General features: G+C 43.1%; 16 protein-coding genes. 10 read left to right on the forward strand and 6 right to left on the reverse strand.

Annotated features, from left to right (window positions below):
• Positions 1-13: 13 nt before the first annotated feature.
• From V7654_RS03930 to uvrA, 6 genes are all read left to right on the forward strand, one after another.
• Complete coding sequence (locus V7654_RS03930; protein ID WP_335428647.1) at positions 14-706, forward strand: HAD family hydrolase; 693 nt, start codon at positions 14-16, stop codon at positions 704-706.
• On the forward strand, positions 693-1,100 hold the full coding sequence (locus tag V7654_RS03935) for a GNAT family N-acetyltransferase (RefSeq protein ID WP_335428650.1): 408 nt from the start codon (positions 693-695) through the stop codon (positions 1,098-1,100). Before V7654_RS03930 ends, V7654_RS03935 begins: the two co-directional genes overlap by 14 nt.
• 362 nt (positions 1,101-1,462) lie before the next feature.
• Complete coding sequence (locus tag V7654_RS03940; protein ID WP_335428652.1) at positions 1,463-2,710, forward strand: EAL and HDOD domain-containing protein; 1,248 nt, start codon at positions 1,463-1,465, stop codon at positions 2,708-2,710.
• Between the two features lie 150 nt (positions 2,711-2,860).
• Positions 2,861-3,094: a CsbA family protein gene (locus V7654_RS03945; RefSeq protein WP_335428654.1), complete on the forward strand. Its 234-nt coding sequence runs from the start codon at positions 2,861-2,863 to the stop codon at positions 3,092-3,094.
• Positions 3,095-3,486: 392 nt separating this feature from the next.
• The gene (gene uvrB, locus V7654_RS03950) at positions 3,487-5,466 is read left to right on the forward strand and encodes an excinuclease ABC subunit UvrB (RefSeq protein WP_335428656.1); all 1,980 of its coding nucleotides are present in this window, start codon (positions 3,487-3,489) and stop codon (positions 5,464-5,466) included.
• A gap of 7 nt (positions 5,467-5,473) precedes the next feature.
• Positions 5,474-8,353 carry an excinuclease ABC subunit UvrA gene (gene uvrA, locus V7654_RS03955; RefSeq protein WP_335428658.1) on the forward strand — a complete coding sequence of 960 codons (2,880 nt, stop codon included), beginning with the start codon at positions 5,474-5,476 and terminating at the stop codon, positions 8,351-8,353.
• Between the two features lie 286 nt (positions 8,354-8,639).
• Here uvrA and V7654_RS03960 read toward each other — a convergent pair whose 3' ends face one another.
• The gene (locus V7654_RS03960; RefSeq protein ID WP_335428659.1) at positions 8,640-9,557 is read right to left on the reverse strand and encodes a polysaccharide deacetylase family protein; all 918 of its coding nucleotides are present in this window, start codon (positions 9,555-9,557) and stop codon (positions 8,640-8,642) included.
• A gap of 288 nt (positions 9,558-9,845) precedes the next feature.
• On the opposite strand from V7654_RS03960, the gene V7654_RS03965 reads away from it, so the two are divergent.
• From V7654_RS03965 to V7654_RS03980, 4 genes are read left to right on the forward strand one after another with little or no spacing between them, the layout of a single operon-like run.
• Positions 9,846-10,169, forward strand: a complete 324-nt coding sequence (locus tag V7654_RS03965) for a DUF4870 domain-containing protein (protein ID WP_335428661.1) — start codon at positions 9,846-9,848, stop codon at positions 10,167-10,169.
• 12 nt (positions 10,170-10,181) lie between these two features.
• On the forward strand, positions 10,182-11,291 hold the full coding sequence (locus tag V7654_RS03970; protein WP_335428663.1) for a DUF4097 family beta strand repeat-containing protein: 1,110 nt from the start codon (positions 10,182-10,184) through the stop codon (positions 11,289-11,291).
• Positions 11,292-11,304: 13 nt separating this feature from the next.
• The gene (locus V7654_RS03975; RefSeq protein WP_335428665.1) at positions 11,305-11,496 is read left to right on the forward strand and encodes a PspC domain-containing protein; all 192 of its coding nucleotides are present in this window, start codon (positions 11,305-11,307) and stop codon (positions 11,494-11,496) included.
• 2 nt (positions 11,497-11,498) lie between these two features.
• On the forward strand, positions 11,499-11,855 hold the full coding sequence (locus V7654_RS03980; RefSeq protein WP_335428666.1) for a phage holin family protein: 357 nt from the start codon (positions 11,499-11,501) through the stop codon (positions 11,853-11,855).
• A gap of 87 nt (positions 11,856-11,942) precedes the next feature.
• Here the strand turns inward: V7654_RS03980 and V7654_RS03985 are convergent, their stop codons facing one another.
• The 5 genes from V7654_RS03985 to nagA form a co-directional block, all read right to left on the reverse strand.
• Positions 11,943-12,683 carry an N-acetylmuramoyl-L-alanine amidase gene (locus tag V7654_RS03985; protein WP_438825246.1) on the reverse strand — a complete coding sequence of 247 codons (741 nt, stop codon included), beginning with the start codon at positions 12,681-12,683 and terminating at the stop codon, positions 11,943-11,945.
• Positions 12,684-12,788: 105 nt separating this feature from the next.
• Positions 12,789-13,016, reverse strand: coding sequence for a DUF2164 domain-containing protein (locus V7654_RS03990; RefSeq protein ID WP_335428668.1), 228 nt, complete (start codon positions 13,014-13,016; stop codon positions 12,789-12,791).
• 324 nt (positions 13,017-13,340) lie between these two features.
• Positions 13,341-14,066 (reverse strand): GntR family transcriptional regulator, encoded by a 726-nt coding sequence (locus V7654_RS03995; RefSeq protein ID WP_335428670.1) that lies wholly within the window; start codon positions 14,064-14,066, stop codon positions 13,341-13,343.
• A gap of 67 nt (positions 14,067-14,133) precedes the next feature.
• Positions 14,134-14,859, reverse strand: a complete 726-nt coding sequence (nagB, locus tag V7654_RS04000) for a glucosamine-6-phosphate deaminase (protein WP_335428671.1) — start codon at positions 14,857-14,859, stop codon at positions 14,134-14,136.
• Positions 14,860-14,886: 27 nt separating this feature from the next.
• Entirely contained in the window at positions 14,887-16,074 is a 1,188-nt protein-coding gene (gene nagA / locus V7654_RS04005) for an N-acetylglucosamine-6-phosphate deacetylase (RefSeq protein ID WP_335428673.1), read from the reverse strand.
• Between the last annotated feature and the right edge of the window lie 215 nt (positions 16,075-16,289).

Here is a 16,289-nt window from a genome sequence, read left to right on the forward strand (position 1 = left end):
AGGGGTGAAATAAATGCCTGAAATCAAAGCAGTATTCTTCGATCTCGACGGGACCCTGCTCGACCGCAACGCCTCTCTGGTAAAATTCATCAAAGACCAGTACGAGCGTTATATAAAGGAATTGAGTTTAATAAACAAACAGCATTTCATTAATAGATTCTTAGAACTGGATTGCCGCGGTTACGTATGGAAAGACCGGGTATACAGTCAGCTTTTACAGGAAATGAAAATAACGAGTTTAACCTGGGAAGTACTACTGGAGGACTACCTTAATAACTTTAAACATGCATGCGTGCCCTTCCGAAACGTTCGGAAGGTTCTAGAAACCCTGCGTCAGATGGGCATAAAGCTCGGCTTGATTTCCAATGGGAAAAGACAATTCCAGAGAGATAACCTGAAAGCGCTAGGGATTGCGGATTACTTTAACACCATTCTGATATCTGAAGAGGTGGGCTTAAGAAAACCTGACCCGTTGATTTTTCAAATGGGGCTGGACCATCTCTCTGTTTCAGCAGAGGAAAGTATATTTGTAGGAGATCATCCGGAGAATGATATCAAAGCCGCCAGGGATGCAGGAATGCTTGGAATCTGGAAGCGTGATGAATATTGGATGGAGGCTGCGGCCGATTTTACCATCAATGATTTATATGAAATAGTAGCCATCGTTCAAAACTTGAAAGGAGCAGCAGTAAATGAAGGATTTTGAAATTATGCATATTGCGCCAACTCCTGAAGAATATCTGGATCTGCGTCTCGAAGCTGGCTTAAGCAGTAAATCCATGGAAGCTGCAAGCGTTGGTCTAAAGAATTCACTCTTTGCCGTGACCATTTTTAGTGGCTCTATTTTAGTGGCGATGGGAAGGATCATCGGTGATGGAGGAGCCTTTTTTCAAATCGTCGACATCGCGGTCAAACCGGATCAGCAAGGAAAGGGACTTGGAAAGCTGGTAATGAAGGAATTGATGTCCTATCTTGAGCAAAATACGTATCCGGGCTCGTATGTCAGCTTGATAGCCGATGACCCGGCAAATAAACTTTATGAACAATTTGGGTTTTCTTATACATACCCTGAATCTCATGGGATGTATCGAAAATATTGAAGCGGCAAATGTAAGTTCGTAAGCTTCTCAAAAAATAGGACTATTAATGATGACTAATACCATAGGATAATGATGACTAATACCATAGGAATGTGATTTCTGAAAACAGTGATGCTCTTGTGGAAAATGGTTCTTTAGCATGGAGGGATCCTGGTCTGGTAACTAAGATACAAAGGATGCTCCTATCGCTTATTGGGGTCATTTGCAATCTATGAGCCTTTAAAATTGTGAAGTATCATAAAATTTGGTAATTCACAAATCCTCTTGTAATACTTGTAAATTAATAGTATATTTTTCCTACAAAGTCGTTGTTTAATATTTACATATTTGGTTTTTCTTAAGTGCTTCGGGAGGAATACATTGTGGATATATATGTTGCAAGGCAGCCCATTTTTGATATGAACGAAAACACTGTTGCTTATGAACTGCTTTACAGAAGCAGCACTGTCAATAATTATCAGCACACAAATGGAGATCAGGCTACCACTGATGTCATCGTGAACAGTTTCTTGAATATTGGAATTAAGGAATTGTCTAATGGTAAGCCATGTTTTATTAATTTTACAGAGAAATTATTGAAGCTGGGCGTGCCTGCATACTTCAACCCCTTATCCATCGTGGTGGAAATTCTTGAGACAGTTGAAATAAATGAAGAAATTCTTGCTATTTGTAAGGAATTAAAGGCGCATGGTTATATAATCGCTCTTGATGATTTTTTCGTTTCACAGTGGAATGATCTGACCGTTGAATTATTGGATTATGTGGATATCATCAAGATTGATTTCAGGACAACCAACCGCTCTGACAGACAAGAAATGCTCAGGTTTATAACAGGAAGGAATATCAAATTTCTGGCGGAAAAAGTGGAAACGATTTCAGAATACCATGAGGCAAAAGAAGATGGGTTTGAATACTTTCAGGGATTTTATTTCAGCAAGCCAGTGATTTTGAATAGTTACGATATACCATCCTATTATCATTCTTATTTTCAAATATTAAAAGAAATAGAGTGCCCCGAACCTGATCTTGAAAAAATCAAGGATGTCATTGAAAAAGATATATCATTATCCTATAAATTGCTCCGGCTGATTAATAATCCTGTGTTCCGTCCGAGAAATGAAGTTTCTTCGATTAAGCAGGCGATTATTTTGTTGGGGCTCAATGAAATCAAGAAATGGATTTATGTTTTGGCAATAAGAGGAGCAGACAGAGGCGGCGCTGACGGTGGTTCAAAGGAACGGGAAATAATTGAGCTTTCGCTGAAACGTGGGAAGCTGGGTGAATTGATTGGCAGAAAGGTTGGCAGAGAGGTATTGTCATCAAAGTATTTCCTGCTCGGAATGTTCTCGCTGATGGATTCATTGCTGCATCACCCGATGGATGAGCTTCTTGAGGACCTGCCTTTGAGCAATGAGCTGAAGAATGCCCTATCAGGTGAAAAGAACGATGAATATATGATGCTTCAATTCTTAAAGGATATTGAACTTGCCTTCCACGAAGGTGCGGAGCTAAAGTTCAATCCGACCTCTATGCATTTAGAAGAACTTTTCCGTCTGTATGGTGAGGCTAGTGACTGGGCAACCAAAGTCTTGAGTGAAGTTAGCGTGTAAATGGAATAGGATAGAGAGTATGCAGAGAGTCCCTTATCTTGGCATGCTCTTTTTGTTTGCAGATGTTTCTTGTAACCTGCTGCTAAAACAGCTATATTCATAAATAGAAGATTTTTTTGTTCGTTAAATTGTTTGAATGAGGTGTTCATTGTGGTGCTAAAATATTTGTCCGCTCTTATTCTTCCTGGATTCATGGTCGTTTTTTTCACCAGGGTTGCCTATAATCATATCCTTGCGCTGGTGTTAACCGTTGCCTTGATCGCTGCTTCTGTTTATAAAGGATACACAGATTCATTTCTGTTGATTGTCGTTGATGCTTTTTCGCTTACGTTAGGCTTTTATTTGGCAAACCTGATGATGAAGCAGAACAAGAAGCGGCAGTGATTGCGGTAAATTTTTTAAAAGCACATAGAGAGCCTGTCGAATCTTGTTCGGCAGGCTTTTTCTTATGGCAAAAGGTTTGAGGGATATTCAATCAAACATTTGATTAACGATAATCCGGGCTACTTCTCCATAATTCTGCAAATGAAAAATATTTTTTTCGAATGTTTGTTCGCTTTTTATTGGTTTGTTTTACCTGCTTTGTGGTAGAATGAGGATATGACTTTTTGACAGCTTAGGAAAACTGATTATAGATGAAGGCTCTTTTTGAAATGGTGTCTGAACCAAGAATGTGTTTAGAACTAGTAAAAATTCAAAATCCGATTTTTACTAGTTAAAGCAATAAAGTTTACGAAAAGAGCCAAAATGAAATTAAAATTACAGGAGGCTTTTCTGTGAAGGACCAATTTGAATTAGTCTCGAAATATTCCCCGCAGGGAGACCAGCCTGCGGCGATTGTAGAACTGGTACAAGGCATTCGCGAAAATAAGAAGCACCAGACGCTTCTAGGGGCTACCGGTACAGGTAAGACGTTCACGATTTCAAATGTGATCAAGGAGATCAACAAGCCGACGCTTGTGATTGCCCATAATAAAACGCTGGCAGGACAGCTTTACAGTGAGTTCAAGGAGTTTTTCCCGAACAATGCTGTTGAGTACTTTGTCAGCTACTATGATTATTACCAGCCAGAGGCGTACGTGCCTCAGACCGATACATTCATTGAAAAGGATGCCAGCATTAACGATGAAATTGATAAGCTGCGCCACTCTGCGACATCTTCCTTGTTTGAACGAAAAGATGTCATCATCATCGCCAGTGTATCCTGCATCTATGGTCTCGGTAATCCTGAAGAATACCGTGACATGGTCGTTTCGCTGAGAACTGGCATGGAAATTGAGCGGAACAAGCTATTGCACCGCCTTGTTGATGTCCAGTATGAACGGAATGACATCGATTTCAAGCGCGGGACTTTTCGCGTCCGCGGTGATGTTGTGGAAATTTTCCCGGTATCTCGCGATGAGCATTGCATGCGGATTGAGTTTTTCGGAGATGAAATCGACCGGATCCGTGAGGTTGATGCATTGACTGGTGAAATAATCGGTGAACGTGATCATGTAGCAATCTTCCCGGCATCCCACTTCGTCACTCGTGAGGAAAAATTGAGAATCGCCATCGAGAATATTGAAAAAGAACTCGAAGAACGACTTGAAGTACTTCGCGCCGAGGAAAAACTGCTAGAAGCCCAGAGGCTTGAGCAACGGACAAGGTATGACCTTGAAATGATGCGTGAAATGGGTTTTTGCTCTGGGATTGAAAACTACTCACGCCACCTGACATTAAGGCCGGCTGGAGCAACACCATATACTTTGATCGACTACTTCCCGGAAGATTTTTTGATTGTAGTAGATGAGTCGCATGTTACATTGCCGCAAATAAGGGGAATGTTTAATGGTGACCAGGCTCGTAAGCAGGTTCTTGTGGATCATGGTTTCCGTCTGCCATCGGCAATGGATAACCGCCCGCTGACGTTCCCTGAATTTGAGAAACATGTTCATAATGCTGTTTTCGTCTCCGCTACCCCTGGTCCATATGAATTAGAGCACACACCTGAAATGGTCCAGCAGATCATCCGTCCGACAGGGTTGCTTGACCCGACGATTGATGTAAGGCCGATCGAGGGACAGATTGATGACTTGATTGGAGAGATCCATGAAAGAGCAAAACGGAATGAACGGGTATTGATTACCACTTTAACTAAAAAAATGTCTGAGGACCTGACTGATTATCTTAAGGAAATCGGCATAAAAGTGCAGTACCTTCATTCCGAGGTTAAGACACTTGAAAGAATTGAGATTATCCGCGAGCTGCGGCTAGGCAAGTATGATGTGCTCATCGGGATCAACCTACTAAGGGAAGGAATAGATATTCCTGAAGTATCGCTTGTGGCAATCCTTGATGCAGATAAAGAAGGCTTCCTCCGTTCCGAAAGGTCGCTCATCCAGACGATTGGCCGTGCAGCGAGGAACGAGCGCGGACATGTCATCATGTATGCAGATAAGATGACGAACTCAATGGAATTGGCCATCAGCGAAACGAAGCGCCGCCGTGCGATCCAGGAAGAGTATAATGCGAAGCATGGTATCACACCGCAGACGATCCAGAAGGAGATCCGCGATGTAATTCGTGCGACCATTGCTGCCGAAGATCAGGAAGAATACAACCCGGCAGAGGGTTTGAAGAAGCTGTCAAAGAAAGATCGCGAACAAGTGATTTTAAATATGGAAAAGGAAATGAAGGAAGCGGCGAAGTCACTCAACTTCGAACGAGCGGCCGAGCTGCGTGACCTCATTCTTGAGTTAAAAGCGGAAGGATGACGATAAAATGGCTATGGATAAATTGATAGTTAAAGGCGCCAGAGCCCATAACTTGAAAAATATAGATGTCACCATTCCGAGAGATAAGCTTGTGGTGCTGACAGGACTTTCCGGTTCAGGGAAGTCCTCACTGGCCTTCGATACCATCTATGCCGAAGGACAGCGCCGTTATGTCGAGTCATTATCGGCATATGCGCGCCAATTTCTTGGACAGATGGACAAGCCTGATGTCGATTCAATCGAAGGATTGTCTCCTGCGATTTCAATTGACCAGAAAACGACGAGCCGGAATCCTCGTTCCACGGTTGGAACAGTGACGGAAATCTACGATTATTTACGATTATTATTTGCAAGGGTTGGACGTCCAGTCTGCCCTGTGCATAATATTGAAATTTCGTCCCAGACGATCGAGCAGATGGTCGACCGTGTACTCGAATATCCGGAAAGAACAAAGCTGCAAATCCTTGCACCGCTTGTTTCTGGCAGGAAGGGTACACATGCCAAGGTTCTTGAAGATGTAAAAAAACAAGGCTATGTCCGTGTCCGTGTCGACGGGGAAATGTTTGACCTTGGAGAAGATATTGAGCTGGAAAAGAACAAAAAACACTCCATTGAAGTCGTCATCGACCGCATTGTTGTCAAGGAAGGCATCGCTGCACGTCTTGCCGACTCCATGGAAGCTGCTCTTAAGCTTGGTGAAGGCAATGTACTGATCGATGTTATCGGTGAAGAAGAATTGATGTTCAGCGAGAATCATGCCTGCCCGATTTGCGGTTTTTCAATCGGTGAGCTTGAGCCAAGGATGTTCTCCTTCAATAGTCCTTTTGGAGCTTGTCCAGAATGTGATGGACTAGGTGCTAAGCTTGAAGTGGATGTTGAACTCGTCGTTCCTAATAAGGACCTGACATTGCGCCAGCATGCGATCGCTCCTTGGGAACCTACTAGCTCGCAGTATTACCCATCACTGCTTGAGGCAGTCTGCAACCATTATGACATCGATATGGATGTTCCAGTAAAAGACCTGCCTGACCACCAGATGGATAAAATCCTTCACGGTTCGGGTAAAGACCGGATTTATTTCCGTTATGAAAATGATTTTGGCCAGATTCGTGAAAATTATATTGTTTTTGAGGGAGTTCTCAAAAATATCGAGCGCCGTTATAAGGAAACAGGCTCTGACTATATCCGTGAACAAATGGAAAAATATATGGGTGAGCACGCCTGCCCAACATGTAAAGGCTACAGGTTGAAGCGTGAAACACTTGCAGTCCTTGTCGATGGCCGCCATATTGGTGAAGTAACTGCATTGTCAGTCGAGGAGGCACATCAGTTTTTCCAGAGTTTAAAGCTTTCGGAAAAAGAAATGAAGATCGCCAATATGATTTTCCGTGAAATCACGGAGCGTCTCGGCTTCCTGATCAATGTCGGGTTGGACTACCTGACGATGAGTCGCTCAGCTGGTACACTTTCAGGCGGTGAAGCTCAGCGGATCAGGCTTGCGACCCAAATTGGTTCACGCCTGACTGGAGTCCTATATATCCTTGACGAGCCATCCATTGGTCTCCATCAGCGAGACAATGACAGGCTGATTGATACGCTGAAAAACATGCGGGAAATCGGAAACACTCTGATTGTCGTTGAGCATGATGAGGATACGATGCTTGCTGCTGATTATCTAATTGATATTGGCCCTGGAGCAGGTGTCCATGGCGGGGAAATCATTTCACAGGGTACACCAGCAGAAGTAATGGCCGATCCGAACTCATTGACTGGCAAGTATCTGTCGGGAAAAAAATTCATTCCGCTGCCAATCGAGCGCCGCAAACCGGATGGACGTTACATCGAAATTAAGAGTGCGAAGGAAAATAACCTCCGAAATGTGAATGTGAAATTTCCACTTGGAACCTTTATGGCTGTCACAGGCGTATCCGGCTCAGGTAAAAGTACATTGATTAATGAAATCCTTCATAAATCACTTGCGATGAAGCTTCATCGGGCAAAAAGCAAGCCTGGTGAGTTCAAGGAAATCAAAGGTGTCGAGCATCTCGATAAGGTCATCGACATTGACCAGTCACCAATCGGCCGCACACCAAGATCGAACCCGGCTACCTATACAGGTGTATTTGATGATATCCGCGATGTGTTTGCTTCTACAAATGAAGCGAAGGTACGCGGCTATAAAAAAGGACGCTTCAGCTTCAATGTAAAAGGTGGACGTTGTGAAGCATGCCGCGGCGACGGTATCATCAAAATAGAAATGCACTTCCTGCCGGATGTTTATGTACCATGCGAAATCTGTCATGGAAAGCGTTACAACCGTGAAACACTGGAAGTAAAGTATAAAGGGAAGAACATTTCCGAAATCCTCGATATGACGGTTGAGGATGCGGTGGAGTTCTTCGCCAACATTCCGAAAATCAGCCGCAAGCTGCAGACGATTTATGATGTCGGCCTTGGCTATATTAAGCTTGGCCAGCCCGCGACTACGCTATCCGGAGGGGAAGCGCAGCGCGTCAAGCTTGCATCCGAGCTGCACCGCCGCTCAACCGGCCGTTCGCTCTATATCCTTGATGAGCCGACAACCGGCTTGCATGTTGACGACATCTCTCGTTTGTTAGTCGTCCTTCAACGCCTCGTTGAAAATGGCGACACTGTGCTGGTCATCGAACACAACCTGGATGTTATCAAGGCTGCCGATTTTATCATCGATCTCGGTCCAGAAGGCGGAGACCGCGGCGGTACCATTATTGCTTCCGGAACACCGGAACAGGTCGCTGAAGTTCCAGAATCGTATACCGGCAAGTACCTCAAGCCAGTACTCGATCGCGACCGCCTGCGGATGAAGCAGGAGATTGTTGAGAAAGAAAAAAGCACTAGTAATGCTTAATACAGATAAGACGCTGACTCAAAAGGTTGTTGAATGCGACTTTGAGCAGATTAGTGGTTCAATGTCCGAGAACAACTCAAAGCGGAAAAAGGCCGACGAGTTGTCATGAGAAGGGTTCCGAGAACAACTCAAAGCGGAAAAAGGCCGGCGAGTTGTCATGAGAAGGGTTCCGAGAACAACTCAAAAAGGGTGTCCCAAGATACTTTTGGGGACACCCTTTTTTTTTCGTTGAGATATTCTTTCCAGCACGTATTTGAATAATTGCCTCTTCAAATACGAACGCGCTTCACTTCAATTGAATCGGCTCCATTGTCGGATCTAAAGCCTTAAAACTGTAGTTGTGCTCTTTTAGATATTTCAACAACTCTGGAAGCTGAGCTAATGTTTCTTCTCTTTCATGGAGAAGGATGACAATTGGTTCTTGTTTTTTAGATTGGCTGCTAATTTGGGAGATCGTGTTTTCAACCAGCCTATGATCCCGGTAATACCAATCCTTGCTGTCGATATTCCAATCCCACATTTGGTACCCTTGCTCATTGACGGCTTTTTTATAAGGATCTGTCATGTATGGAGCACTTCCGTATGGCGTGCGAATGAAAGATGTGTCGATGCCTGTGATTTCCTTGATTGTGTTCAGTGTCTGGTTCATTTCAGCGACGACTGTTTTCGGAGATTGATAGATTTTCGTTTTATCATGTGTTACTCCATGTGCACCAAGGCTGTGCCCATCCTGAGCCATCCTTTTTACAGCATCGGGAAAGTTTCTCATATTCCCATCAAGCATAAAGAAGGTCGCTTTAGCGTCATACTCATCAAGCATGTTTAAAATTTGGTTTGATACCCTATGAGGACCGTCATCAAATGTTAAATAAACAGTTCTTTGATCAGTGGTTTGTTCTGCAGGTGCTTTATGATCAGCGGGAACGAGTGGAGGATTGTTTACAATATCTGCGTTTTCGTTTTCTGCTTTATTTTCATTTACCTCTGCAAATCTTGGTGACTTTTTTTCTACTGTTTTTAACATCTCGTTTGTACGGTTAGAAGCTAGTTTAATCTCGCCGGGAGGGTTTGGAATTTGGATCTTCAACTTTACGGTTTCACCAGCCATTGGCCTTTTTTCCTGGCTTGCCACAACGGTGGATGACGTAACGATTCCACCGATTAAACAAATTAATGCGCACCATTTTGCTGTCTTCTTTTTCAAGCTTGCCACTTTGCATCCCTCGCAGATTGTTCTTAGATGATTTTCATAAAATCAGACGTATGTATTTTAACAAATGTTACAGTAATATTTCTCTATGATTACAGAATAATATGTAAGTAGATTATTTTATATAAGAAAATAGTGGGAATTTTTATGCTGATTTCACAAAAATGTGGGTAATATCACTTGTATTCCGGAGGGTTCAAATTGTATTTGTCGAAATAATTTCTCAAAGGAATGAAACTTCTTGGGCTCTTTAGCGTATTTATTGCTAAGGAGTTGAAAAGGATGGATACAAAACGTATAGTGTCTGCCTTGTGCTATTTTAGTATTATGTTCGCTGGAATATTGTTTCCCTTGGTAGCATACTTTGCGTCTGAGGACCTTGATGTTAAGCATCATGCGAAGAAGGCATTATTTTCACATCTGATCCCGCTGATTCCACTGCCGCTTATCCTGTTATCGGTTTATTTTGATATCACAAGAGGAGCAGAAGAATTTCCAGTACTGATGTTTGCAAGTGCCATGTTAATGGTGGTTTTGAGTTTTATTGTACTGATCTGGAATTTGGTTAAAGGTATAAAAGTTCTCAATATAAAGGATGATTTTTAAGGAGGATGCAGAATGAAGGAAGAACGCAAACGGATTTTGAAGCTTGTTGAAGATGGAAAAATAACTGTAGATGAAGCATTATTTTTAATCGAAGAACTGGAGAAGGGCAATGCAAAAGCAGAGGAGAAAACAACAGCCCTATCAACAACAGTGAAATTTGAAGAAGCAAAGAAGGAAGAGCCTGGTTCCTATAAATTTAACTCGGTAAAAGATAAGGTTCTTGATTTTGTGGATACAGCTTTTAAAAAAATCAAGGATCTTGATCTTGATTTGAACTTTGGTCCATCAGTAGATATCACCCATATCTTCCAGCAGGGTGATGCTTATTTGAACCAAGTGGATATTGATATGGCAAATGGTTCAGTCCAAATTGTTCCATGGGTGCAAAAGGATGTCCGGATTGAATGCACTGCAAAGGTATATCGGGTTGAGAACCAGGATGAAGCTCGCCGTAAATTTTTGGAGGATGCCGTTTTTGCGATTGAGGGTCAAAAGCTTCGCTTTGCAATTCAGCAAAAGTGGATGAAGGTAGATGCTGTTGTCCATGTTCCAGCAGAAGAGTATGAAAATATCCGAATCCGCTTGTTTAACGGGTCCATCCAGAGTGAAAACTTAAATGTGAAGGATTGCCGTGCAAAGACTGCGAATGGAAAAGTCCTTCTCGAAGGGATTGAGTGCGGAAAGCTGGAGGCAGAAACTGCGAATGGACATATTGGCATTCACAGAAGTGCAATCAGGGATTTGGAAGCAGAAACGATTAATGGGGCAATCAAAGCTGATGGATATTTTAATCAGGTGGATTTACAGTCCTTCAATGGCAATCTGACTTGTACGGTACTCAATCAGGAATGCGAGAGTGTCGAGTTGAAGGCAACTACTGGCAGCATCGACGTGTTCCTGCCGGAGAAAACACCTGCAAGCGGGGAACTGAAATCAAATCTTGGCGGTTTCAGCATCGAGCTGGATGGAATTCAAGTGGTCGAAGAGAAAAGCGATATGGTCCAAAAGACGCTGCGTTTCAAGCCTGCCGATGGCAGCCTGCATGCAGTGAGACTGTATGCTGATACAAAAACGGGTTCCATTTCTGTGAAAAAAACGACTGGAGTCCATATAGAAAAATAGGAAGGTGTTAGAAATGAAATTATATCGTTCTCGGAGTAATAGAATGCTGGCAGGAGTAATCGGAGGATTGAGCGAATCCTTCGGAATGAATGCAACTCTCCTTAGAATCCTGTTTGCTATTCTATTATTCAGCACAGGCTTAATGCCGATGGCCATTTTATACTTAGTGCTTGTATTCGTTCTTTCAAACAAGGAAGGCTATTAAAGATGAGATGGCTGCTCGGTATTATCATAAATGCGATTCTATTTATGGCTCTTGCGGGTTATTTTGAGAATGAGATTTATTTATCGGGATTCGGTGCAGCTCTCGGAGCCAGCTTTATCCTTTCCATCCTGAATGTATTAGTTAAACCAATCCTGATTATATTGACGCTGCCGGTAACGGTGCTCAGCCTTGGATTATTCCTGTTTGTCATTAACGCGATTACGTTGATGCTGACCGACAGTCTGATGGGAAGTTCCTTTGAGATCGCTGGATTTGGAATGGCGCTATTGACGGCGATCATCATGTCAGTAGCAAACTTGGTCATTCAGAATACCGTTCTTAAGGATTCAAAGAAATAATAAAAAGGGAATGCCGGCACACATTGGATGTGCCGGCATTCCCTTTAATTTAAATATCCGCTGATATGCGGGGGATATTACAGAGTGTTAGTCAGAATCAATGTAAGCTTCGAATCCAGCCTTCCTTAATCTTTCTGCCAGCTCTTGTGCATTCTGCTCTTCGTCAAATGCTCCGGCCTGAACCTTATAGCGTCCACCAGCACTTTTATTCGTAGTTGGAGCAGGAGACTTTGTGGGAGCGGGAGCGAGGGATGGAGCAGCTTTTGTTATTGGCTGCAGTTTGAATTGATCGACTAAAGCTTTCACAATTGCTTCCGCAACCGTTTTTCGGTACGTTTCTGAACGAAGCAATTTGACTTCTTCCTGATTTGTCATAAAACCGCATTCAGCAAGTACTGCATCCATTTTAGTTTCTCTGAGAACATGAAAATCAGCCGTTTTTACACCTCGGTTTTCCAATCCTGTAGAGAGTACTAGATTTCGCTGGATTTTTTGGGCAATCTCATAGGCCAAAGGAGGTCTTGTGGGATATACATAAGTCTCGATACCGCCAGCATTGTTCCATCCGCCGCTGCCATATGCATTGGCATGTATGGAAACAAATATATCCACGGCCAGACGATTCGCCTTATCCGTCCTCTCCCGCAAAGACACATCTTCCTGGTCAGAATGAGAAAAATAAACGGTGACATTTTTATAATTCACCAGCAATTGCCTGGCATAGTTGGCCACTGCCCTGCTAAATTCATATTCCCTCATTCCATCAGGACTTCGCTTACCCGGGGTGTTGTAGCCATGCCCAGCATCAAGCATGATCTTCATAACCATCATCATACCTTCCGATAAAAGATTTCCTCACCAGTATATATATGAACAAAGTTGGGAAAAGGACATAGTGAGATACTCTGAAAGAACTATTAATAATATTTAAGCCTATTTATTCAGCTCAAAAATATCCTCAAGCCGCTGTGCCATAAACTCATGTGCATCCTGGATCCCCAAATTATAAAACTGAGGTGCCAGCTTATCTGCAAAAAACTCAAGCATCAGCAACGCAGCCAGATCCCCAAGTTCCTCACCCCGTTCATCACGGAAATAACGCTTAATCTCATCCATCATCACAAGCTTCGCATCATCATCAATCCGAAAATTCTTAAGCATAAAAAACACAACCCCTTCAATTAAGTACATACCTACATTGTAGCCTAATCCCAAAAAGAATTCACCGCATCACCGCACTGGGGGTCAGACCCCCAGCAATGTACCGCGTTAAAGCGCCGGGGGTCTGACCCCCGGGGGAGTAATGCGTTAATGGGGTGAAGCCTAACCCTTCTTTTTTCGACATTGTTCAGGGAATGGTTCGATTATTTCCGTGGAAATAAGGTGGTTTTTTAATGTGTTTCGACGTGTTTTTTTGCATTTTACAACAAAAAGGAGCTGGGAACTAAAAGTTTATTAGTACTTTCAGTTTCCAGCTCCTTATGATTAAGAACGTTGCATGGTATGAACGAATTTGTAACGATCTGCGCGATAGGCAGATTTTACGAATTCGAAGGGGGTTCCGTCCTTTAATGTTGATGTTCTAAGAATCAACAGGACGGGGGAACCTTTTTCGATTTCCAGAAGACGGAGCTCTTGGTCCTTTGCATTAGAAGCTTCGATTTGCTGAGTGGCTTCATGAATAACAAGGTTCAATTTTTCCTCGATATATTGATAGAGTGATTGATTGATGATGTCCTCCGTCAATCCTTTGACCAGGTTTGCCGGAAGATATGTTGTTTCAAGAGCCATTGGAACATTGTCCGCAAGACGGACTCGTTTGATTTCATAAACAGGGGTGTTTTCGTTCAGCTTCAGGCGGTCGGCAATTTCGCGGCCTGCCGGTATGATCTCAAATGAAATCAGCTTGCTGCCTGGAGTGAATCCACGCTCACGCATGTCCTCAGTAAAACTCGTCAGCCCTTGCAGACGCTGTTCGACCTTCTTTTTATTAACAAAGGTTCCTCTGCCTTTTTGGCGGTACAAGTACCCATCGTTCACGAGGTTGGTCAGTGCCTGCCTGATAGTCATCCTGCTGATCTGGAACATATCAGCATAGACGCGTTCAGACGGAATGGTTTCATCCGGCTGCAGTTCACCGCTGTCTATTTGCGCTTTGATATACTCTTCGAGCTGATGGTAAATTGGTATAGGTGAATTTTTATCGATCATTGGCTATTCTCCTGACTACATACAGAATTTCCTGAAGGGAGAACTCCCGTTGTCAGCTATGGGAGTATTAAAGTAATGCTGATGCTTCCTTATCGGCAAAAATTGTTACGTTTTGGTGATTCTTTAAAACAGAGGCAGGGAATTGTTCACTGACTTCACCATTCACTAAGCGTGCCAGTGCTTCTGCTTTAGAGGCACCGGACACAAGCAGGAAGATTTCCTTGCTTTCCATAATAGAGGCGATTCCCATTGTGATTGCTTGTGTTGGAACATCTTCAAGTGATTCGAAAAACCTCGAGTTAGCCATACGCGTGCTTTCCGCGAGATTGATAATATGAGTCCTGCTGCCAAAGGGGGTGCCAGGCTCGTTAAAGCCAATATGCCCGTTCTGGCCGATTCCGAGAATCTGCAAATCTATGCCGCCATGCTCCTGGATGAACTGTTCGTACCGTCTGCATTCTTCGTCCAAATCCTCTGCGGTACCATCCGGAATATGCGTATGATCAAGCGGGATATCGATGTGATCGAACAAATTCTCACACATAAAATAGTGATAACTGTTAGGGTCCTTTTTAGAAATACCAATATATTCATCCAGATTGAATGTATTGACTTGTTTATAGGAAGTCGTATTTTCATCATGATCTTGAATCAGTCTTTTATAGACACCCGTAGGAGTGCTGCCAGTCGCAAGTCCAAGATTCAGCCTTTGGTTTGCATGGATTTTGGAGATGATTTGTGCCGCAGCCATTAGGCTGAGCTCTTCGTAGGTGCTTGTCTTAATCAATTTCAACGTCATCACCTCATTTGAAATTAAATTTTATGCTAAGGCATCACGCTTAAAGCTATTTACACCCCGGCAAAAAGCCATTGAAACATCAAAATTTTCATCGAGGACGACTAAATCTGCATCCTTGCCTTCAGCGATGCTTCCTTTTCTGTCGAATATCTTGAGCTGCTTTGCAGGATTTTCACTCGCAAGCTTTACCGCTTCTTCAAGGCTGATGCGTGAGAATTCCATCATGTTCTTCAATGAATCTTTCATTTTTAAAATGCTTCCAGCAAGCGTGCCATCAGCTAAAAGGGCCTTTCCATTGGCAACACTGACTTCCTGCCCTCCAAGGTCATACGTTCCATTCTTGAGGCATTTTGCCCTCATGGAGTCGGTGATCAGGATGACACCGTCAGTGCCCTTTGCCCGCAAAGATAAATCGATCATTTCGGGAACGACATGAATGCCATCGGCAATAATCTCTATTTTTAACTCATTAAAAAGTAAGGCGGCACCAGCTACACCAGGATCGCGATGATGCATACCGCGCATTCCGTTGAACAGGTGGGTAACATGAGTAGCGCCAGCTTTGACTGCCTCAGCCATTTGTCCATACGTTGCATCTGAATGGCCAATAGAAGCAATAACACCGTTTTCAGCTAAATAAGTGATAAACTCATATCCATTTTCTTTTTCCGGAGCAAGTGTAACGAGACGTATATGATTACCGGCTGCTTCCTGCATTTTAGCGAAAAGCTCAACATCTGGAGCGATGATATGATCAGCGGGCTGTGCACCTTTGCGAGATTCATTGATAAAAGGGCCTTCAAGATGGACGCCTAGTACCTCTGCTTTCCCTGATTGATTATGATTGCTGATATAATCAGCAGTATTTCTTAAGGCTTTGAGGATTTCATCTTTATCCTGAGTGATGGTCGTCGCCAGGAAGCTGGTTGTCCCTTCCTGAGGCAGGATCGATGCCATTGTATTCAAAGCATCAGTGGTAGCATCCATTGTATCCGCACCGCCAGCTCCGTGGATATGGACGTCAATAAAGCCCGGTACAATCGTGCTGTTCTCAGGGAGTTCAATTACCTCAGCATGGCTATATTCAGCCGGCAGGGCAGAAGCCTGTCCTGTTTCAGCGATTTTGCCATCCTTAATATATATAAAGCCCTTATCAATCAATCCTTCTTCTGTTAAAACCCTTGCATTTAAAAGCAATAAATCCTTCATTCTTCATCACTCCTGTAGAGAGCTGACTTTACTGCTTACCTTTATACCCTCTATGCTATTATTATACTAATACAACAGGTTGGTTGTCTATACCAGTTTAACCTAGAAATATTAACCTTGGTAATGGTATATACAGGTAAAAAGCGGAGGATTTCTCCGCTGTTAGTTTAAGCTTTTGGTAGATTTATTTTTAATATTTAGCTCTGTTAAACAAG

It is taken from the genome of Bacillus sp. JJ1609 (assembly GCF_036967045.1).
Taxonomy (GTDB): Bacteria; Bacillota; Bacilli; order Bacillales; family Cytobacillaceae; genus Mesobacillus.